The sequence below is a fragment of the Roseibium album genome (assembly GCF_001404515.1).
Classification (GTDB): Bacteria; Pseudomonadota; Alphaproteobacteria; order Rhizobiales; family Stappiaceae; genus Roseibium; species Roseibium album.
This window is the reverse complement of sequence record NZ_CXWE01000002.1, coordinates 604,425-625,026: the sequence shown is the minus strand read 5'-3', so window position 1 is coordinate 625,026 and position 20,602 is coordinate 604,425. Positions and strand designations below refer to the sequence as shown.

Here is a 20,602-nt window from a genome sequence, read left to right as displayed (position 1 = left end):
AAACTTGTTTTCGGAGGTCTTCGGAACCTTGTACGCGCTACGTTGGCTAACGCTGGCGTATGTGGTGGTCAGCTGCGTGATTACGATAGCCGATACCTGGTTCGAAGACACTTGGTATTTTATGTTTTTGTATGCTCCGTTCGGCACTGTTTTTTGGTTTTGCTTTTTTTGGAAACTATTGGGAGCTCCCAGGCTTCAGAAACGTTTTAATCAGTTTGGCAGTTTCGCAATTTGGAATTTTTTGCTGATTTATTTGCTTCCAATTGGGAGCGCTGAGCTGATTTTGGTGCTCTTTGAGGCAGCGCCCGCCGAGACAATAGAGCAAAGTTTCTGGGCTCTAGGCTATTTTCTTTTGATAATGCTTGTTTTGTATTTGCCATATTATTTGTTTGGGACGTTTTTTCCGGCAATGATCTTAAAGAGATCCGACACTGTTCGGTCGGCGTTAGCAAGATCGCTTCGCCAAGCCGGATATCTGCTGCCGAGGTTTTTTGGGATTTTTCTTCCTATTTCGATTTTGTCCGCTGTTTTGTACACGGTGGTGCAATTTGCTGACGCAGATATGCAACCGATCACGACCGCCGGTGACATTAACTCGTTCAGTCTGTTGTTAATGGCGATTTCAGTCCCATTGTCGGTGTTGAGCGAAGCAGTTTTTATGGTCATTTCAAAAAATGCCTATCTGATGAATCTTCGGGAACTCGGAGACCTTCCCGAATTCGATGCTGAAGTGTTTGCGTAAGTCGACTCCAAACATTGAATATCCTGTCTGATATCAAAGCATTGCTTTTGCCCACTGCGAGGGACTGGCCACCGAGATTGCCGGGAGGCGGGAAGTCAACATAGGCGCCGAAGTCGTTTTCAATCTAGGGCTTAATATGACATGGCGTTACAAATTGGAGGTGTGCCTTGAGGCCTGAACTGAACATCTTTTCGCAAGCTTTCGCGGCGATTGCGGCGTGCTGGAGGTACTTTTTCGGTTTGGTTGCCGCGATCTACGTTCTGGAAACGGTGAGCGTTCTCTTCGACCTCGGAACCGGATTGACGATAGCGCGGGCATTCGTGGAAGCCGGAACCGTCTTCTATCTGTGTGCAAGCCTGCTGGGGCTGGATCTGAAATCCAGGGAAACGAGCAAAAAATACACAGGATTCATGATCCGCTACATTCTGCTGCTCTACCTGCCGGTGTTTGTGGTCGCAATGGTCGTTGTGTTCGGTGCCATGGCGACATCTGCGGGTGGTCTGCTGGATCAGGAGTTCTTTCTTGTCGTGATGTTTCTGACCGGCGGGGGCGTTGCCTTCCTGACAACGTTTCTGTTCGGAACAGTTTTCCCCGCCCATCTGATTGGTGTCGGCGCAGGGATCGGAACCGCGGCCGGCAGATCATTCCGACAAGCGGGTTACATGCTCCCCAGGCTCCTATTCGGTGCCGGTTCGATTGCAGGCCTTGGGTTCGTGATCCTGATTTTCTTTGAGAACATCGGGATAGGTTCTGATCCGATCACACCTGCGGGAGCGCCAAACATCCTTGGCGGACTCGTTCTGCTGTTGGTCAAACTGGTGGTTGGATACAGTTTCGCCGTGTTCTCGGTCATCGTCTGCCGGGCCTATCTCAAGGACCTGGAAGAACGGGGTGAATTGCCGGTGGCCGAAGCGGACGTCTTCGCCTGAAGACTACTTCCGCTTCTTGTTCATGGCCGCCGCAAGGGCCGCGGCCATGGCATTGTTGCCGCCATCATTTCCCGCACCCTTCGGAGCACCGCCTTTTCCACCTCCGTGCGGACCACCGCCACCGGGTCCGCGGCCACCTTGCCCGCGTTGTTCCTGGTTCCGGTTGCCCGTTCCGGGCCGCTGGTCGCGGTCCGACCGCTCGCGCTGGCCCTGATAGTCGGCCTGAGACTTCATGGTCATCGATATCCGCTTGCGCGGCACGTCCACGTCCAGGATGGTGACCTTGACGATGTCGCCTGCCTTGACCACCTGGTGCGGGTCGTCGACGAAACGGTCGGCGAGCTGGGAGACATGGACGAGGCCGTCCTGGTGAACGCCGACATCGACAAACGCGCCGAAGTTGGTGACATTGGTGACCGTGCCTTCCAGTTTCATGCCCGGTTTCAGGTCGGAAATTTCCTCAACACCATCCTGCAGGGCTGCGGTCTTGAACTCCGGGCGCGGGTCGCGGCCGGGTTTTTCCAGTTCCAGCAGGATGTCCCGGACGGTTGGCAGGCCGAATTTCTCATCCGTGAATTCAGACGGCTCCAGAGCCTTCAGAACGGAGGCATCTCCCATCAGCTGACGCACGTCGCGGCCGCAGGCTTTCACGATCCTCTTGGCAAGCGGATAGGCTTCCGGATGCACCGAAGAAGAATCGAGCGCTTCCTTGCCGTCGTTGATGCGCAGGAAACCGGCGCAGAGTTCAAATGCCTTAGCCCCCAGCCTTGGCACATCCTTCAGCTGTGTCCGCTTGTCGAAGCGCCCGATTGTCTCGCGGTGCTCGACAACGGCCTTTGCAAGACTGTCTGAAAGGCCTGAAATCCGGGAAAGCAGGGCGGGTGAAGCCGTGTTGAGATCGACACCGACGGCGTTCACCGCATCTTCGACGACAGCATCGAGTGCCCGTGCGAGCCTGGACTGGTTGACGTCGTGCTGGTACTGGCCAACGCCGATCGACTTCGGTTCGATCTTGACCAGTTCGGCAAGCGGGTCCTGCAAGCGCCGGGCAATGGATGCCGCACCGCGAAGGGAGACATCAACGTCAGGCATTTCCTTTGCCGCCAGTTCCGAGGCCGAGTAGACCGATGCTCCCGCCTCGTTGACGATCACCTTGACCGGACGCTGGGCCGAAGGAATGTCAGCAAGCACATCACCGGCAAGCTTGTCGGTCTCGCGGCTTGCCGTACCGTTGCCGATGGCGATCAGGCCGACCTTGTGTTTTGCAATCAGGGCCAGCAGCGCGGCGCGGGATCCCGAGACGTCGTTGCGTGGCTGAAACGGATAGATAGTGGCGGTGTCGACCAGTTTGCCCGTGTCATCGACGACGGCGACTTTCACGCCTGTGCGAATGCCCGGATCGAGACCAAGCGTCGATTTGGTGCCGGCAGGGGCTGCCAGAAGCAGGTCCTTCAGGTTTTTCGCAAATACCTGGATTGCCTCTTCTTCCGCCTTGTCCCGAAGGACACCCATCAGGTCGAGTTCCAGATGCAAAGCCAGTTTCACCTTCCAGGCAAAACGCGCCACGTCCATCAGCCACTTGTCTGCCGGACGGCCCCGGTCGGCGATGGCATACGTGTCGGCAACCATCTTCACTGCCGGCAGGACAGGTGAAACGTCGTCCGCATCGACCGTCAGGTCCACCGACAGAATGCCTTCGTTCCGTCCCCGGAACAGGGCGAGTGCCCGGTGGCTCGGGATCTTTGACCATTTTTCCGAATAGTCGAAGTAGTCGGCGAATTTCGCTCCCTTTTCCGACATACCGTCGATGAGTTTGGACTGAACGATACCGCGATCTTCGACATAGCGGCGCAGGCGACCGACCAGTCCGGCATTTTCGGCGAACCGTTCCATCAGGATCTGGCGGGCACCATCGAGAGCTGCCTTTGTGTCGCCGACGCCCTTGCTCTCGTCCACAAAAGCCGCTGCCTCGATTTCCGGCGTTTTTGCAGGATCGCCGAGCAAAAGATCAGCGAGCGGTTCCAGGCCGGCTTCCCGGGCAATTTGGGCCTTGGTCCGCCGTTTTTTCTTGTAGGGCAGATAGATGTCTTCCAATTGGGACTTGGTTTCCGCAGCTTGAATGCCGATGTTCAGCTCGTTTGTGAGCTTTCCCTGTTCCTCGATCGACCTGGTGATCGCGACGCGGCGATCTTCAAGTTCGCGGAGATACACCAGTCGTTCCTCCAGCTTCCGGAGCTGGCTGTCATCAAGACCGCCCGTGGCTTCCTTCCGGTACCGGGCGATAAAGGGAACGGTCGAACCTTCATCAAGCATTTGAACGGTCGCATTCACCTGTCCGGCCTTGCACCCGATTTCGTCTGCGATCCTGTGTGCAATGCGGATGGCGGTGTCCGCCGACGGAACCGTCCTGGCGGTCGCCGATGCAGAACCTGTGTCGGGAAGGCTGGTCATGAATGCAATAACTCTCGGACAGGGAAGACTTGAAGCGGCTGAAGATATTCCGCCTTAATCGGGCGGAAAAGAGACCTGATACCACCATCCACCGGCAAATGCCGATTGGCGAGACCAATTTCAGGTGATGCGCTCGTTTTTCTGGTCAATTCTTGATCCGCAGCAAAAAAATCTTGTAAATATCGCAATCGTACTACACTTTCTGATTGTTAACTGGCCATAGCTTGAACGAACTGCAACAAAATGCGTATTATGCATTGCGTGTTTGACGTTATTCTTTTGCCAAATTGTCATGATCGAGTTGGCTTTACATCAACGTATCAAGTGTGACGGGCGCAACAGACGGTGAAATGATCTTCGGCTCTGATCTTGAAACGGGGTTGTAAACAAGGAGTGCAAACTGATGGCACGCGGACGGCCGAGGAAAGTAGATACAAAAGATGCCTTGCAGTCGGTGATGATTGCGTTCTGGCAGAACGGATACTCCGGCACCTCGATGAATGATCTTGCCGAAGCCTCGGGCATGGCAAAACCGGGTCTTTACGCCGCCTTCGGCGACAAGGAGGCAATTTTCGAAAAGGCGCTGCTGCACTATTTCGAAACGTATGGCGGGCCGGTGTTTTCCAGGCTTCAGGAAGCCAGAAAACACTTTGTCGACGATTTTCGTGATTTTCTGGGTGCGATCGCCGATCTGACGCTCGACGCAAACACCCCGTCGGGCTGTTTTCTGGTGAATGCCATTGTCGATTGCACGTACGGAGCCGAACGCCATCAGGAAGTGGTCAATGGATTGCGGGAGTCCCGCTACGCGGCCATCAAGGAACGTCTGATCAAGGCTGCCGCGGCCGGACAGATGCCCGCCGATGCCGACATCGAACGAGCCGCGACTTTCCTCGACGGGCAGTTTTCGGCAATCGCAATGCTGGGTCGGAGCGGTATCAGTGAGCCGGATCTGAAGACTTTCATTGAAACAGGCCTTCGGGCCTTACCGGTCAGCGATCCTGACGGATTTTTCGAGCAACGCGTCCTGAACGTGCCTATTTTACGACAGTGATGCGTTCGGCCGCCCTGGTGACAGCCGTATAAAGCCAGCGGCTCTTGTGCTCGCGGAAGGCCCAGCTTTCGTCAAACAGAATGACGTCGTCCCATTGGGAGCCCTGCGCCTTGTGGACGGTCAGCGCGTAGCCATAGTCGAATTCATCCGCCTTGCGCCGGATGGCGTAGGGAATACTCTCCGCGCCGTCCTCGAACATCGCGGGAAGAACTTTCACCTTGACTGTCGTGCTGGCTATATCCTCTTCGGAGACGACGTCGAACCGCAATGTGTTGCCGCGCGGCTGGCGCAAGCGCTTGACTGCCCACAGACCTCCATTCAAGAGGCCCTTGGTCTTGTCGTTGCGGAGGCAGACCAGTTTGTCTCCAACGGCAGGCATGGGTGTGGTGAAGTCTTTCAGTTCACGGATACGGCTGTTGTAGAGACGCCGGGTCTTGTTCGTGCCAACCAGAACCTGATCGGTGGAAAGGATCTGGTCCTTGTCGATCTCGCGCCGATGAATGACCTTGCTTTCGCCGAATGTCCCATAATCCAGTTGTCCGCCGTCCCGGATGGTCATGGACATGCGAACGATCGGATTGTCCTGCGCCTGCCTGTGCACTTCGGTCAGCATCACGTCCGGATCGGCTTCAGTGAAGTATCCGCCTCCCTTGACCGGAGGCAACTGTGCTGGATCACCAAGCACCAGTACCGGTGTTCCGAATGAAAGGAGATCCTTGCCGAGTTCCTCGTCGACCATTGAGCATTCGTCGATCACAATCAGTTTGGCAGTTGCCGCCGCGCTGTCTCGCTTGATCGCGAATTGCGGGCCGGTGTCCTCTTCGTCGTCATCCAGATCTTCCTCTTCCTTCGCAGAGCGAGGGCGGTAGATGAGCGAATGGATGGTGCCGGCGTCCTCGCAACCCTTCTGACGCAGAACATGGGCTGCCTTTCCGGTGAAGGCGCCGAAGCAGACGTCCCCGTCGATGTCCTCGGCAAGATGCCGCGCAAGGGTGGTCTTGCCTGTACCGGCGTAACCGAACAGGCGAAAGACCTGCCGGTCGCCCCGCTTCAGCCAGGCTGCGGCCTCTTTCAGGGCGTCATCTTGTTGTGGGGACCAGGCCACTGGAATGCTCCCGAGAATTGCAGACCCGGATGCTTACCCTGATTTGTCCGATTCCGCCAAGGACGAATTCCAGACTGAGCCTTTCAACGGATGAACGTGGCTAGCCCAGTACCGAGAATGAGCTTTCTCTCGTCAATTCTCTCTTGCGGGAGAAGGTGGCCGTGTTGAGCGTGTGGTTGACATGTGTCAGCTGCAACTGCAGGGGAGTGCCGTCATGATCATTGCCGCTCTCGCAATAGTCGATCAGTTTCGTCATCAGGCGTCCGGCGACAATTGCATTCTTGAACTGGTTGCCGCTCGTGCCGATGGCAAGATAATAGCCGTCAATATCGCTCCGGTCATAAATCGGCAACCAGTCGTCGGTGGCATCATAGAGATCCGCAACACCGACAGGGTGTTGCGACACACCGAGATCGGGCAAGCGCTGGGAATAGCGGTAGGCATAAGTAAGCGCGCGGTCAGTGAGGTCCCTGCGGAAGTCGTCGGGATCTTCCTCGATATGCGCGTCACATGCCGGATTGAGACTTCCGATCATCAGCTGACCACCGCTTCCGGGCTTGACGTAAACACCGACATCGTTGTCGGCGACTAGCAGACCCTCACGCGAATATCCGAGTGCTTCCGGCGGTTTGACCTGCACGACTTCCTGGCGCAGGGGACGATGCCCGATCCTGACGCCCGCATCTCCCTCCACCAGAGCGTTTACCTTGCCCGAATGGGGACCTGCCACATTGAGAACAACACGGGAGTGAAAGATACTGCCATCGTCACAGATCACGCCCGTCACCCGATTGTCTTTCACCGGGATTTTCACGACCTTGGTGTTGAAGCGGAACTCCGCTCCGTTGCGACCCGCCGCGTCTTTCAGGTTCCTGGCAGCTATCTGTGGGTCGTCGACGTATCCGCCGGCGTGAAAGTAAATTCCGCCGTCCAGGTGTCCGCCGGTAGGGGCGCCGAAAGTGTCGTCTTCCATCGTCTTGACCGGGGCAAAACATTCCAGGTTGTAGCCGGGCAACCGCTGCGTGATCTGTTCTGCCGACCAGTGTTCGTAGGAAATTCCAAGCGCGTCGGAATGCTGCAGAATCCGATCCATGCTATCGGCAGCCGTTTTCATGACGAGCGTGCCGGTTTCGACAAACCGCGCAAGACCGTCTTCGGTATCTGCACCGACTGTCTGCTGCCAGTTTTTCCAGTCGTGGTAGCCTTCGTAGGCCATGGCAGTGCCGTCCAGCGTGGAGTAGTAGGTCCGGATCACGGCGGCTGAACTCGAGGTCGACCCATACCCTGCGGCAGGCAACGCATCAATGTTCAGTGTCTTCAATCCTTTCCGGGCCAGATTGAAGGCGATCGCGCAACCGACCACGCCGGCGCCGATAATGATTGCGTCATACGTCTTCGCAGAATGGTCGGTATTGGGTGAGGGGGGATGCATTGGGGTAATTCCTTTGATATCCGGATCAGATCAGACGAGACGACTGATTTTGTCCAGAAACATATCCGCCATCCTGTGTTCTGGATCAGCCAAGAGCGTTGAAAAAATCAAGCTATTTGGAGTTTTTGTGAACACATGGTGAATTAATTCACAAGACTGATGATTTTGGAAAATTTTGCAGAGTTTGTGCCATAGTCTCAAATTGCGTACCGTTCGGTGTGCGGGCATTCTGATTCCAGAGTTGCCGGATTTTCCGGTTCTTTCAACAATTTGGAGTGAATTGTGCCGCCCGCTTTCTTACGCGAATGGCCGACGCTGGCATTGCTTTTAGCCGCGTCGGTTACCTGGATGCTGTTGATCGGTTATTACTCGGAGCTTGGCGGATGGGTGGTCTGCCCGTTGGCCGCAGTCCTCGTTACCTTGCAATCGTCTCTGCAGCATGAGGTATTGCACGGTCATCCGACACGAAACCCGGCCGTAAACGAAGTGCTTGTGTATTGCTCACTAGGCCTGTTCATTCCCTATCGCCGCTTCAAATCCCTGCATTTGCGCCATCACAACAACGACCGCTTGACCGATCCCTATGACGATCCGGAAACATTCTACCTCGCCTGGACCGATTGGGAGAGATTGCCGAAAGCACTCCAGATCGTCTTGACCATCAACAATACACTCCTTGGCAGGCTGCTGATTGGCCCACTTGTCTCGATGGTGGGTTTTCTCGGGGCCGAACTGCGGATGATGTCAAAGGGCGACACGGCTGTCATGCGCGCCTGGCTGCATCACCTTGGGGGTGCGATTCCGGTCCTGATCTACATAACAGCTGTCGGGAAAATGCCCATCTGGCTGTATATTCTGTGTGTTTCCTATCCCGCGATGAGCCTCCTGATGCTGCGAACCTATGCCGAACACCGTGCGCATGAACATGCCGAGGCGCGGTCGATCATCGTTGAGTTCTGCCCTGTTTTTTCGTTGCTGTTTTTGAACAACAACCTTCACATCGTGCATCATGCCCATCCGCGCGCGCCCTGGTACGAACTGCCTGCAATGTACGATAGTGCGAAGGAAGACTGGCAGCGCAGAAACGAGGGTTACGTTTTTTCAAGCTACGTTCAACTCGCCAGAAGATATTTGTTCAAGGTCAAGGAGCCGGTTCCGCATCCGTTGAAACGTCGTCATTCCGATGGAGCGGCTTCTTGAGCAACGGAACTTATCATCCGGTTCGGCTGCCGATGTATGACTGGCCGGAAGTCCGTGTTGCGACAGCGGAACTGGAAAGCGCGCTTCATGCAGCGCTGGTCGACACGCTCGGATTGCCCCCTGCGGACATGATTTCCTGGCCGAACGAAATCGACACTCCATCCATGTGGGATAACCCGGGCGTATTGCTGGTGCAGACATGCGGATATCCGCTGACCCACGCTCTGAAGGGCAAGGTGAGGCTCCTCGGCGTGCCGCACTATTCCGCCGGCGGGTGCGAAGGGCCTCGTTACTGCAGTCAACTGGTGGTTTCCAGGGCCAGCGGTCATGAGCGCCTGGAAGACCTGCGGGGTCTGAAAGCAGCCTACAACAGTCCGGACAGCCAGTCGGGCATGAATGCCTTCCGTCATGCCGTTGCCCGGTGTGCCGGTGGGGCGCCGTTTTTCTCACAGGTGTTCGAAAGCGGCAGTCATCTTCGATCGCTGGAGGCAATTGCCGATGGCCAGGCCGATGTCGCCAGCATCGATGCGGTCTGTTGGGCGCTTGCCTGCCAGGAACTGCCTGCACTGACGGCAAATCTGAAGTGCATCGGACACACTGAAGGGGCGCCGGGACTGCCATTGATCACCTCCACCGGGTTTTCACAGGACGAAGCCCTGAAAATGACGGAAGTTATACGGTTGGTCCTGTCGGACCCGTCAACTGCCGAATGCCGCAAACGCCTGCGCATTAGCGGGTTTTCGAGCGCTTCTGTTGAAGATTATGATCCGATTCTGAAAATGGAGCTGGAGGCCGTCAAGCTCGGGTATCCGGACCTGGCTTGAGCGCTACGCCCGTTTTCGTTGCAATTCTACTCGGTAAACAGGCGTTCGTTGCTGGTGAAATATTCGATTGCAAAATCGACAAATGCCCTGACCCTGGCGACCCGCCGCAGATCTCCGTGATAGAGGAGCCAGATCGGATATCCGGACTGCAGCGGAACGTCCGGTACGCGGACAAGGCGGGGATCGTCGTCTCCGACAAAGGCCGGTATCTTGACGAGACCCAAATTTCTTGCCGCGGCCTCGATCTGCATGGAGACCTCAGGCAGAACGTGCCGAACCCTTGCCTTCGGAAAAGGACTTTGCGCAACCCACTCGTGATGGCTGCTCCATGCGATCCAGTTTGCGCCCTCTCCGCCGGTTGCAAGAAGATTCCTGTGCTGTTTCAAATAGTCGGGCGACGCGAATACGGCCTGGACAAAAGTGACAATCTTACGTCCAAGGACATCCTCATCCACGTTTCTGGCAACGCGCAGCGAGATATCCGTTTCCAGTTTCTGCAGATCGGAGACGCGATTGGTTGATATGGCATGCACGGAGATTTCCGGGTAGAGCCGCGTGAACTGCGAAAGCATGTCGGACAGAAGACCGTGTGACAGGGCAGGCGGGAGGCTCAGTCGGACAGACCCAGAGGGAACCAGGTCCAGTCCCGTCAACTTGCGCGTTATTCTGTCTGCCTGGCACTCCATTTCCTCGGCGGGTTCGATCAGTGCCTCGCCTGACTGCGTCAATTGCAGTCCGCTTGTCGTGCGGTCGAAGATGCGTGTCCCGAGATCTTGTTCCAGCGCTGAAATGGCCCTGTGCACGGTTCCATGATTGACCCCGAGTTTCTCGGCTGCCCGTCTGAAACTGCCGGTGCGTACCGCAACGAGAAATGTACGCAAGTGGTCCCAATCAAGGTCTCGTTTCATTCCATGTCCTGCCGCGTCATCTGAATCAAGTGGATTGTTTTTAATCCACGATGGTCAATTTGATCGTATTCAAATCTAAAATCAATCCGCCAAATTTCCCCTTGAAGGCGCGTGCAGCGGGCCAGCAACAATTGACAGAGGTGGAAACAGGATGAGTGACAAACCAAAATTCAGTGCAAGCAGGCGGACTTTGTTGACGGGTGCCCTGGCGAGCGGTGCGGCGCTTGCGCTGGCTCCCGCGAACCAGGCCGCAGCACAATCGCCGGAAAAACAGCTTGGCACAGACCCTTCTTCACCTTACGGCCTTGCCATCGAGGCAAGTTTTCCCTTTCAAAAGAAGGAAATGCCTGTTCTCGGGTCGTCCATCAGATATGTGGATGAAGGGCAGGGTCAGCCGGTTGTCTTTCTGCACGGCAATCCGACATCTTCCTACCTCTGGCGGAACATCATTCCGCATCTTCCGGACGGGTACCGGGCGATCGCACCCGATCTGATCGGCATGGGCGGCAGCGGCAAGCCGGACATCGGCTATCGATTTGAAGATCATGCAAGCTATCTGGATACTTTCCTGGATCAGCTGGACCTGACAAATACGATCCTGGTTGTCCATGACTGGGGCTCTGCCCTTGGCATGCGCTACGCTCGCCTCAACCCGGACAGGATTGCCGGACTGGTTTTCATGGAGGCGATCGTGCCGCCGGTTCTTCCCGTTGCGTCCTTTGACGATATGCCTGGCCCGCTTGCCGATTTTTTCCGTCTCATGCACAGCGACCAGGGTGCCGACATGGTGCTCAACCAGAATTTTTTCGTCGAGGCGGTGCTGCCGCAGATGGGGGTGGTGCGTCAGATGTCGGAAGCGGAGATGGATCACTATCGCCGTCCTTTCCCGACGCCGGAGAGCCGCAAGCCGGTGCTTGTGTGGCCACGTGAGGTTCCGATCGAGGGCAAACCCGCGGATGTGGTTGAGGAGGTCAGGCTGAATGGCGAATGGCTCACTTCAAGCTCCATCCCGAAGCTGATGTTTTATGCAGAACCCGGCGCGCTGATACCAAAACCCGTTGCCGACTTCCTGGTGGCTGAAGTGCCGAACCTTGAGGTGCGTTTTGTCGGAGCCGGAACGCACTTTCTTCAGGAAGACCACCCGCATGTGATCGGACAGGGGATCACCGACTGGTTGAGGCGAATCTGAAACACTCCAAAGACCGAGGAATTCAAAATGGCAGAAGTTGTCGTTACCCAGGTGGTGAATGCCCCGCTTGCCGATCTTTGGCACAGCTGGGACAATTATGACGAGATCTACAGGTTCAATCCGGTGATCAACCAGTCTCCGCTCCTTCCCGGAAGCGCGCAGACCGGGATCGGTGCGGAACGGATTTGCAAACATGTTGATGGAAAGACCTATCTCAAGGAACGTATCATCGGGTATCAGCCGCAGGAGCTCATTGTCGTCGACATATTCGACGCCAATATTCCGCTCAAGAAGGCGATCGTAACCCTCGACTTCAAGGCAATGAAGGACGGCCGCAGCCGCGTGACGATGCGTATCGGCTTCACGCCCAAATTCGGGCCGTTGGGATGGTTCATGACGCCGTTGATCAAATCCCAGTTCAGAAAAGGTTTGACCGAACTGTTGTCTGCAAACGCAACCTTCGTGGAAAAAGGTGTCGAAACGCATCCCAAAGCGGCGGCATAAGTCTTGAAGTGTCTCATTATAAGACAACCATTAACGATGTTCTTTGTTGGAGAGGCACTTTTCTGATGAAATCGGCGGGAACACTGGCGCAGATGTTAACAAAGGGTTACGATTCCCGGTAAACCAATAGTTAACAATGAGTGCGTCATGAAAACGGTTCTTAAATCACTCGTAGCTGCTTCCGGTCTCCTCGCCGTTCTGGGCACCGCTGCCTACGCTGAAAGCGGAACGACCCGCATCGTTCACGATGAGCCTTACGGGGCGATCGTGACCAAGGAAGCCGGTGTCCTCGTTTTCCGTGGACTGCCGCCGACCCGCAAGGTCATCGTCAATCCGGAAGGCAAGACACCGCTTGATCTGAAGCTGACCGAAGTTCGTGAGACCAATGTGGTCGTCTTCAGTCAGGACGACTACGTTCGCGGACTGGGCTCCAAGATCCTTCGCGTCAGATAAACTTTTCCGATTGCTGGGCCGTCAAAACCGACGGCCCAGCAACCTTTCGTCTAACGGGTATGTGCTGAGGCACTCGTATCCGCTTTCGGTGATCAGGACCTGATCTTCAAGCTTGACACCCTCATGACCGCCATGCCGGCCGACATAACTCTCCACACAGACAACCATGCCCGGTTCCAGAACACCGTCGTAGCCGCCGCTTTCCCAATCCGAGGGATAGGGGACGGCGGGATATTCATCGCATAAACCGACACCGTGGAAGAGAACAGAGTAGCGGTTGGCGAGATAGTCTTCCGGCAGGCTCGTGCCGTCGTGAGACAGTTCCCTGAACGATCTGCCGGGGGCAAGCATTTTCATGTTGGCTTCGATCTGGTCGGAAGCCATCTGGTAAAGCGCGCGCTGCTCGTTGGTCGGTTGACCGTCTCCACACAGCCAGGTTCGTGAGATATCGCAGCACATACCGTATGGACCCACCAGATCCGTATCAAAGGCAAGAAGATCACCGGCCTCGATTTCACGCGACGATGCTTCTTGGAACCATGGATTCGTGCGAGGACCTGAAGAGAGCAGATGCGTTTCGATCCATTCTCCCCCCCTGCGGATATTGCCCGCGTGCAGCAGCGACCAGAGATCCCACTCCGTCATGCCCGGCACGAGCGCCTCTTCCATTTCCCGCATCGCGGCTTCACAGGAAGCGATCGACCGGCGCATGGCCTTGATTTCGTCGGGACACTTGATGGCGCGGGCAAGTTCCATCACTTCTTCACCGTCGTGCAACTGCAGGCCATGGGCTTCCAGAGCCGTCACGCCTTCGCGGCGAACCTTGTCAACGGCGATCCGGCTGTTGCCGCCGCCATGGGTCCTGACAAGGTCAGCCAATTCGTCCGCCCATTTCACCGCTAGTTCCGCTGACCGCGGTCCCGCTTCGAAATAGAACCACGGAATTCCATGCCTCATCTCGTCGACAAGGAGGTTGTGAGCTGACAAGTGTTCACAATTGTGAAAATCGAAGGCAACCACCGGTCCTTCCAGGGCAACGAACGTATAGCGCACGGCATTGTGCGTCGACCAAACCTGCATGTTGGTCGAGTCGGTTGCGTAGCGGACATTCAAGGGATCGCACAAGATGGCCGCGCCCAGGTCGCGCGCCACGAGTTGCTGGCGGATCCGTCCGAGCCGGTATTTCCGGATGGCTCCGAGATCGGGAGCGTCCAGTCCGAGTGCTGCCCATTCTCCCTCCACGAATTCGCCATAGCCGAGCACATGCCGGTTCAGCAGCGTCGCCTTTTCGCTCGCGTAGGCGGAAAGTGTTGCATAGTCAGCCTGGTCGCCAGGATGGGACGGCAGTTCCACCGGCATGATCTTTCGTCTGTGACGGCCGAAATGTTCTGTATTCATCTATGCCCTGCGCCTCCTCCGCGCGTCGGCTCTTTCCTTGTTTGAGAGGGGTTACATGCGCATGCGTTGCGCTTGCGGATCGAAAGGCGGTTCGGACAGGATGGTCGCCTTGCACATTTCACCCAGTATTTCGATTTCAAATGCACCTTCGGTGGTATCCCCGGCAAACTCGGCCGGAACATAGCCCTGGGCGAGTGACTTCCCGACCCAGTGGGCGAAGCCGCCCGACGTAATCCAGCCGATGACTTCGCCGTTGTGCCAGATCGGTTCGTCGCCCATGACATCGGCGTCCGACACCTCGACAGCAAAGCTGGTCCTCAGGCGTTTTGGTCCGTCCTCGAATTCCTTCCGGGCCGCTTCCTGGCCGATGAAGCGGTTTTTCGAGAGTTTGACGAAACGGCCGAGGTCCGCCTCATACGGGCCGTAGATCGGACGGAACTCGCGAAACCAGGTGCCGAAGTTCTTTTCAAGACGCATGGACAGAAGGGCGCGCATACCGAAATTCCTGATATCGAATTCGACTCCGGCCTCCATCAGGGCTTCATAGACCTGGCGCTCATATTCCGGGGCCATCCAGATCTCGTATCCGAGGTCACCGGTGTAGGTGATGCGGTTGACCTTGCACGGTGCGTTGGAGACATCCATTTCGCGGAAATCCATGAAACGGAAAGCCTCATTGGAAACGTTCTCTCCAGTGACTTTCTGCAGGACCTTTCGGGAATTGGGACCCGCGATCGAAAGGCCGACCCAGCCGAGGTTGATGGCCTTCAGGGTTACCGATCCGTCCTGTGGCAGATGCTTTTCGAACCACCGCATGTGATAGATCTCAGCCTGGGACGATCCGAACATGTAGAATTTTTCGTCCGCAGCGCGGGCGATCGTGAAGTCGCCTATCAGCTTGCCGTTTTCGTTCAGCATCGGTGTCAGGACAATGCGTCCGATCTTCGGCATCGTGTTGGTCATCAGCATTGACAGAAAGTCTTCGGCGCCTGGTCCGCTGATTTCGTATTTCGCGAAATTGGCGATCTCGGTAACACCGACACTTTCACGCACAGCGCGGCATTCTGCGCCCACATGCTCAAAATCGTTTGAGCGGTGGAAGGAGAAGACGTCCCTTGCTTCCACGCCTTCCGGAGCGAACCAGAGCGGCGTTTCCAATGCCCAACTGTCACCCATCACGGCTCCTTGCGAGAGCATTCGGTCGTAAAGGGGCGTGGTCTGATGCGGCCGGGCCGCAGGGAGTTCCTCGTTCGGGAACCGGATGCGGAACCGGCGGCGATAGTTTTCGCGCACCTTCGCGTTGGTATACGAAAGCGTTGCCCAGTCGCCGTAGCGGGCAACATCCATCCCCCAGATGTCATAGCCCGGGTCGCCGTTGATCATCCAGTTGGCAAGCGAAAGACCGACGCCACCACCCTGGCTGAATCCGGCCATGACACCGCAGGCAACCCAGTAGTTGTGAAGACCCCTGACCGGACCAACCAGCGGGTTGCCGTCCGGCGCGAAAGTGAACGGACCGTTGATGACCTGCTTGATGCCGGCATTCTGAAGCGCCGGGAAGTGTTCGAAGCCGACCTCCAGTTCCGGTGCAATCCTGTCGAGATCCGGCGCAAGCAGCTCATGGCCGAAGTCCCAGGGGGTTTGGCGCGGGCTCCACGGGCGGCAGTTCTGCTCGTAGGTTCCAAGCAGCATGCCCTTGCCTTCCTGCCGGGTATAGATCTCGCCGCCGAAGTCTAGAATGCCGATCAGTTCCTTCCCCGTCGCTTCGTTGTGGGCGACGACTTCAGGCATTTCGTCGGTGAGCAGATACATGTGCTCCATCGCAAGCACGGGAAGTTCAATGCCGACCATGCGCCCGCATTCACGTGCCCAGAGCCCTCCTGCATTGACGACGTGTTCGGCCCGGATGGTTCCCTTTTCGGTGATGACATCCCAGATGCCATCGGGTGTCTGCACCAGTTCCTCGACCTTGGTGTGCCGATGGACGGTTGCACCGTTGATGCGCGCTGCCTTGGCATAGGCGTGTGTCGTGCCGGAGGGATCCAGATGGCCTTCGACCGGATCCCACAGGGCACCTATGAAGTGTTTTTCGTCGAGCATCGGGAACATGGTCTTGGCTTCTGCGACCGAGATGAGTTCCAGTTCCATGCCGAGATAACGGCCCTTGGCCTGCGCCAGGCGGAGAAAGTCCATGCGCTCCGGCGTATCGGCGAGCATGACGCCCCCTGTCAGGTGAAGGCTGCAGGATTGACCGGATATCTCCTCCAGCTCCTTGTAGAGGTCGACCGTATAACTCTGGAGCTGTGCGACGTTCGGGTCGCCATTCAGGGTGTGAAAGCCGCCTGCGGCGTGCCAGGAGGATCCTGATGTCAGTTCGTCGCGTTCAACCAGCGTGACATCTTTCCAGCCAAGCTTGGTCAGATGATAAAGAACACTGCAGCCGACAACGCCCCCGCCAATGACAACGACTTGAGTGTGAGTTTTCATGCAAATACTCCGGCATCCCCGACCCTGGCAGGCGGGGTTTGAAATTGGTGGGATCAGAAATCGGTCGGTACGCCGCCTTCGGCCTTGCGCCGGTCGACAAATTCGGAAATCTCTTCGTCGACCGCCGGATCGAGCGCGGGCTGCTCATAGGCCTCGAGGGCTTTCTTGTAGAGCATGTTGGCCTTGTCATAAGCGGTTGGGCTGCCGGCCTCCGCCCAGGTTTCGTAGTTGCGCCAGTCCGATACGATGGGCGGATAGAAAGCGTCCTTGTAGCGGGCTTGCGTGTGTTCTGTGCCGAAGAAGTGTCCGGCCGGTCCGACATCCCGGATTGCATCGACCGCGAGCGATGCTTCGGAGACATCGAGAGGTGTGAGGTACTCCGCGATCTTCTGCAGCAGGTCGATGTCGGCAATGAATTTCTCAAAGCCCGCACTCAGTCCGCCTTCGAGCCAGCCGGCTGCGTGTTTGATGAGATTGCCGCCGCCGTTGATCGCCCCCCATTCCGACAGGGTCGTTTCCAGGGCGGCCTGGTAGTCGACGGTGTTGGCCGCGCAGACACCAGAGGACCTGAAGGGCAAGTTGTACCGTCTGGCGAGCTGACCGCTCACAAGAGCCGCTTGCATATATTCGGGTGTGCCGAAGGCGGGCGCCCCTGATTTCATGTCGACATTGGAGGTGAAGCCGCCATAGACCACTGGTGCGCCGGGACGCACGAGCTGAGCAAAAGCGATCCCCGCAAGGGCTTCGGCATTCTGCAGTGTCAGGGCACCGGCGACAGTTACAGGAGCCATGGCACCGGCAAGTGTAAACGGTGTGACGACCGAAACCTGCCCGGCCCTGGCCATTTCGATGATCCCCTGGAGCATGGGCGTGTCCAGACGCAACGGCGAAGACGTGTTGATCACGGTCAACGTGCAGGGGGTCTCGACGAGTTCCTCAGGTGTCAGGCCATTGGCGATCCGCGCGAGTTCGATGCCATCGTGATTGCGTTCCTTGCCGAGCGAATAAAGGTGCAGGACCTTGTCCGTCAGCCTGATGGCGTCGGCAATGCAGTCGAGATGGCGAATGGAGGCATGAATATCGACGGGTTCGACCGGGTATCCGAGCGGTGCATGGATGATGTTGAAGAACTGGCCGAGTTTCAGGAGTTTCTGAAAGTCCTCCCGGTTGCCCGGTCGGCGACCACCATCCCGGTCGACGACGTTCGGTGTGCTTGCGACACAGGAAAAGACAATCGCGTCTCCACCGATCCTGAGATCGTGGTTCCTGTTTCTCGCGCGCAGCACGAATTCGGACGGTGCCTTGGCGACCAGTTCTTCCACCATGGCACGGTCCATCCGCACCCGGTCCTCGCCCGGTTTCACCTGCGCGCCGGCGGCTTTCAGCATGGCCCTGGCTTCTTCGTGGAGAAAATCCATGCCGATTTCCTCCAGAACGCGCATCGAGGCGTCGTGGATGGACTCCAGCTCGTCGGCAGAAATGGCTTCGATCGGTTTGAAGATATGACGCGGTTGTCGGAAAGGTTTTTGCGGGAATAGGTCGGGACCCGATTTGCCACCGCCACCCCTACGGCGGCGTCCGCGCCGTGCCGGGGCCGTTTCGTTCAAGGATGCCGTTTCAAGGTCAGCTGTCATCCGATCCGCCGTGGTTTGGGTCTGAAGCGGGGTCAAGGACTTGTCCCGCTGCTTGCTGCGGAGTCAATTTCCGCGCCAATCTCATGACTGTAGCGGAGAGGGCAAATTTCAGACGCAGTCTGAGAGCGACGGTGAGTGCCTCAACTCCGACATGGCCGGTATTCGGTCGGGTCCTTGAAGGTTGACTTTGGAAGTTCGACTTGACGAACGGTATCCTGAAGGCGATCAGAGACCTGTTGATGTCAAAACGGACAAACCTGACGTGACCGAACAGCTTTCCGATTCAGTTCTTCTGGCGTTTCTGAAGGACCAGCTTTCCGTGCAGGATTGGAGCACGGCACGTTTGCGGCCGCTGCCGGTCAATTATACCAGCCGATTCTGGCGCCTTGATACTCCTGAACGCATCTTCGTGGTGAAGGAATTCTTTCCTGACAACGAGGAAAATCCGCTCTATCCGACCTTGCCGGACCAGGAGGCAGAGGCGCTGACTTTTCTGGCACGCTATGATCTTGCTCCTGCGCTTGAAATCTATTCGCATAGTCCCGTCGGAACGCCTCTGCTTGTCTATGGTTATGGCCTTCCGAAAAACGATGAGATCGATGTTGGCGAAGCCGCGGATCTGATCGGCCGCATTGCAGCTCTCAGGGAACCTGTCCCGGGTCACCAGGTTGTGCCTGCCGGATTTCATGAGGTCCTGGAGGGAGGCGATGCGATGCTGGCGGCCATTCCCGAAAGCCCCAAGGCCGTCAATCTCAAGCGGTTGCGTCCGGCTGACGATCTGGTCAAACGGCGCGCGGTCGAACGCACGCTCGTGCACCGGAGCTTTTGTCTCGGGACCATCCAGTCGACACCAGAAGGAGCGCGGATGATCGACTGGCAATTTGCCGGATATGGTGATCCCGTTGAAGACATCTGCGGTTTCGTGTCGCCGGGACTATTGAAGTTGTACGGGCTGCATCCGCTGGTCGCTTATGCGGAAGACATGTTCCTGAAACACTATCCGAACCAGGATACGGTGGAGAGGTTTCTTGAAGAACGAAGTGCCTATCACTGGCGCCTTGCCGCCTATTGCCTGTTCCGGCACGAAACACTTGGCCAGATCAACGCACCGGCCGCGCGTGCCTATGGACGCGCACTCGAAGAAGAGGTCGATCTTTTGCTGAGACTTCGCGTCAAATGACGTCTTGGCTTTCCGGACCTGTGTAATCTGGCTGTCACACGAGAGGGATAACGGGAGGCATGTCCATAACCGTTACCTCCGTTTCCAAGTCATTCGGTTCACACCCTGCCTTGAACAACGTGTCGCTCGGGATCGATGACGGGATGTTTTTCGTCGTGCTCGGGCCTTCGGGATGCGGCAAGTCAACGCTGCTGCGTGCGATTGCCGGTCTTGAGCCAATCGACGCGGGCGAAATCCTTCTGGATGATGTTCCCGTTGCGCACGGGACCCTGCATGTCTCGCCCGAAGATCGGCGCGTCGGTGTCGTTTTTCAATCCTACGCGCTGTGGCCGCACATGAGTGTTGCGCGCAATGTTGCCTTTCCCCTGGAGACCGCGGGAAAGCGGCGACCTGAGGTGAACGAGCGTGTTGCGGAGTGCCTGGAGACAGTCTCGCTGTCACAGTTTGCCGAAAGAAGACCGGCAGCACTTTCCGGCGGGCAGCGCCAACGGGTTGCGCTTGCAAGATGCCTTGCTCAGGGAGCAGAAACGGTCCTGATGGATGAGCCGCTTGCCAATCTCGACCCGCATCTGCGCAGCACCATGGAAGAAGAACTGGCTGCCTTTCACAAGGCGAGCGGCGCAACGACCCTTTTCATTACCCATGACCAGCGCGAGGCGATGGCGCTCGCCGATCAGGTTGCGGTGATGTGGGAAGGAGAAATCCTTCAGGTTGCCAAACCGGACGTGCTCTACCAGCGCCCGAATTCAAGACGTGTGGCCGGGTTCATCGGACAAAGCAGCCTGGTGCCCGTCACGGTGGACAAGGTGCAGGGCGGTTCGGCGCGGGTTTCGTTTGCCGACGTTTTCGCCGACGTTGATTGCCCCATGACCGTGAAAACGGGACCTGCAACGCTGGTACTGCGTCCCGAGCACCTGGTGCTTGCACCTGGCGGGTCCGGTTTTCAGGCCACCGTGCTTCGCACCGTCTACCGGGGTGGTTCGTGGGATGTGTTCGTGAAAGTGAAAGGGTTGCAGGAACCGTTGAGGATGACACTGGATCGGCGCGCGGATCCCGGCGAGCCCTTGCATGTGTCGGTTCTGCGGGGCTGGGTGTTGCCGAACTGAGGTTCC

Annotated in this window: 17 protein-coding genes; 10 read left to right on the top strand and 7 right to left on the bottom strand. The window is 57.1% G+C overall.

Annotated features, from left to right (window positions below; translation table 11 throughout):
• Positions 1 to 28 precede the first annotated feature (28 nt).
• Both LA5095_RS08075 and LA5095_RS08070 read left to right on the top strand, forming a co-directional pair.
• A complete protein-coding gene (locus LA5095_RS08075) occupies positions 29 to 742 on the top strand; it encodes a hypothetical protein (protein ID WP_144435916.1) in 714 nt (237 codons plus the stop codon).
• 167 nt (positions 743 to 909) lie between these two features.
• Entirely contained in the window at positions 910 to 1,671 is a 762-nt protein-coding gene (locus LA5095_RS08070) for a hypothetical protein (protein ID WP_055113732.1), read from the top strand.
• 3 nt (positions 1,672 to 1,674) lie between these two features.
• Here LA5095_RS08070 and LA5095_RS08065 read toward each other — a convergent pair whose 3' ends face one another.
• Positions 1,675 to 4,122, bottom strand: coding sequence for a Tex family protein (locus LA5095_RS08065; RefSeq protein WP_055113730.1), 2,448 nt, complete (start codon positions 4,120 to 4,122; stop codon positions 1,675 to 1,677).
• 403 nt (positions 4,123 to 4,525) lie between these two features.
• Between LA5095_RS08065 and LA5095_RS08060 the strand changes: the two genes are divergently transcribed.
• Entirely contained in the window at positions 4,526 to 5,176 is a 651-nt protein-coding gene (locus tag LA5095_RS08060) for a TetR/AcrR family transcriptional regulator (protein ID WP_055113728.1), read from the top strand.
• Here the strand turns inward: LA5095_RS08060 and LA5095_RS08055 are convergent.
• Positions 5,160 to 6,281 carry an ATP-dependent DNA helicase gene (locus LA5095_RS08055; protein ID WP_055113726.1) on the bottom strand — a complete coding sequence of 374 codons (1,122 nt, stop codon included), beginning with the start codon at positions 6,279 to 6,281 and terminating at the stop codon, positions 5,160 to 5,162. The two genes, LA5095_RS08060 and LA5095_RS08055, sit on opposite strands and share 17 nt — an antisense overlap.
• Before the next feature lie 100 nt (positions 6,282 to 6,381).
• A complete protein-coding gene (locus tag LA5095_RS08050; protein ID WP_055113725.1) occupies positions 6,382 to 7,713 on the bottom strand; it encodes an NAD(P)/FAD-dependent oxidoreductase in 1,332 nt (443 codons plus the stop codon).
• 282 nt (positions 7,714 to 7,995) lie between these two features.
• Between LA5095_RS08050 and LA5095_RS08045 the strand changes: the two genes are divergently transcribed.
• Both LA5095_RS08045 and LA5095_RS08040 read left to right on the top strand, forming a co-directional pair.
• Complete coding sequence (locus LA5095_RS08045; protein ID WP_055113722.1) at positions 7,996 to 8,913, top strand: fatty acid desaturase; 918 nt, start codon at positions 7,996 to 7,998, stop codon at positions 8,911 to 8,913.
• Positions 8,910 to 9,737, top strand: coding sequence for a phosphate/phosphite/phosphonate ABC transporter substrate-binding protein (locus LA5095_RS08040; RefSeq protein WP_208992592.1), 828 nt, complete (start codon positions 8,910 to 8,912; stop codon positions 9,735 to 9,737). The genes LA5095_RS08045 and LA5095_RS08040 overlap by 4 nt, the downstream gene beginning before the upstream one ends.
• Before the next feature lie 26 nt (positions 9,738 to 9,763).
• Here the strand turns inward: LA5095_RS08040 and LA5095_RS08035 are convergent, their stop codons facing one another.
• Complete coding sequence (locus LA5095_RS08035; protein ID WP_055113720.1) at positions 9,764 to 10,645, bottom strand: LysR family transcriptional regulator; 882 nt, start codon at positions 10,643 to 10,645, stop codon at positions 9,764 to 9,766.
• 151 nt (positions 10,646 to 10,796) lie between these two features.
• Between LA5095_RS08035 and LA5095_RS08030 the strand changes: the two genes are divergently transcribed.
• The 3 genes from LA5095_RS08030 to LA5095_RS08020 all read left to right on the top strand — a co-directional run bounded on the left by LA5095_RS08030 (position 10,797) and on the right by LA5095_RS08020 (position 12,791).
• The gene (locus LA5095_RS08030) at positions 10,797 to 11,834 is read left to right on the top strand and encodes a haloalkane dehalogenase (RefSeq protein ID WP_082442653.1); all 1,038 of its coding nucleotides are present in this window, start codon (positions 10,797 to 10,799) and stop codon (positions 11,832 to 11,834) included.
• A 27-nt stretch (positions 11,835 to 11,861) separates the two neighbouring features.
• On the top strand, positions 11,862 to 12,338 hold the full coding sequence (locus tag LA5095_RS08025; protein WP_055113718.1) for an SRPBCC family protein: 477 nt from the start codon (positions 11,862 to 11,864) through the stop codon (positions 12,336 to 12,338).
• 147 nt (positions 12,339 to 12,485) lie between these two features.
• Positions 12,486 to 12,791 (top strand): hypothetical protein, encoded by a 306-nt coding sequence (locus LA5095_RS08020; RefSeq protein WP_029064726.1) that lies wholly within the window; start codon positions 12,486 to 12,488, stop codon positions 12,789 to 12,791.
• Between the two features lie 21 nt (positions 12,792 to 12,812).
• On the opposite strand, the gene LA5095_RS08015 is transcribed toward LA5095_RS08020, so the two are convergent.
• The 3 genes from LA5095_RS08015 to LA5095_RS08005 are packed head-to-tail and all read right to left on the bottom strand — an operon-like array spanning position 12,813 to position 18,310.
• Positions 12,813 to 14,189 (bottom strand): M24 family metallopeptidase, encoded by a 1,377-nt coding sequence (locus LA5095_RS08015; RefSeq protein ID WP_055113715.1) that lies wholly within the window; start codon positions 14,187 to 14,189, stop codon positions 12,813 to 12,815.
• A gap of 51 nt (positions 14,190 to 14,240) precedes the next feature.
• Complete coding sequence (locus tag LA5095_RS08010; RefSeq protein WP_055113713.1) at positions 14,241 to 16,676, bottom strand: GcvT family protein; 2,436 nt, start codon at positions 16,674 to 16,676, stop codon at positions 14,241 to 14,243.
• Between the two features lie 53 nt (positions 16,677 to 16,729).
• Positions 16,730 to 18,310 carry a trimethylamine methyltransferase family protein gene (locus LA5095_RS08005; protein WP_055114296.1) on the bottom strand — a complete coding sequence of 527 codons (1,581 nt, stop codon included), beginning with the start codon at positions 18,308 to 18,310 and terminating at the stop codon, positions 16,730 to 16,732.
• A 187-nt stretch (positions 18,311 to 18,497) separates the two neighbouring features.
• Between LA5095_RS08005 and LA5095_RS08000 the strand changes: the two genes are divergently transcribed.
• Together LA5095_RS08000 and LA5095_RS07995 are read left to right on the top strand one after the other, a co-directional pair.
• Positions 18,498 to 19,490 (top strand): phosphotransferase, encoded by a 993-nt coding sequence (locus tag LA5095_RS08000; RefSeq protein ID WP_208992591.1) that lies wholly within the window; start codon positions 18,498 to 18,500, stop codon positions 19,488 to 19,490.
• Positions 19,491 to 19,549: 59 nt separating this feature from the next.
• A complete protein-coding gene (locus LA5095_RS07995; protein ID WP_055113711.1) occupies positions 19,550 to 20,596 on the top strand; it encodes an ABC transporter ATP-binding protein in 1,047 nt (348 codons plus the stop codon).
• The last annotated feature ends 6 nt before the right edge of the window (positions 20,597 to 20,602 follow it).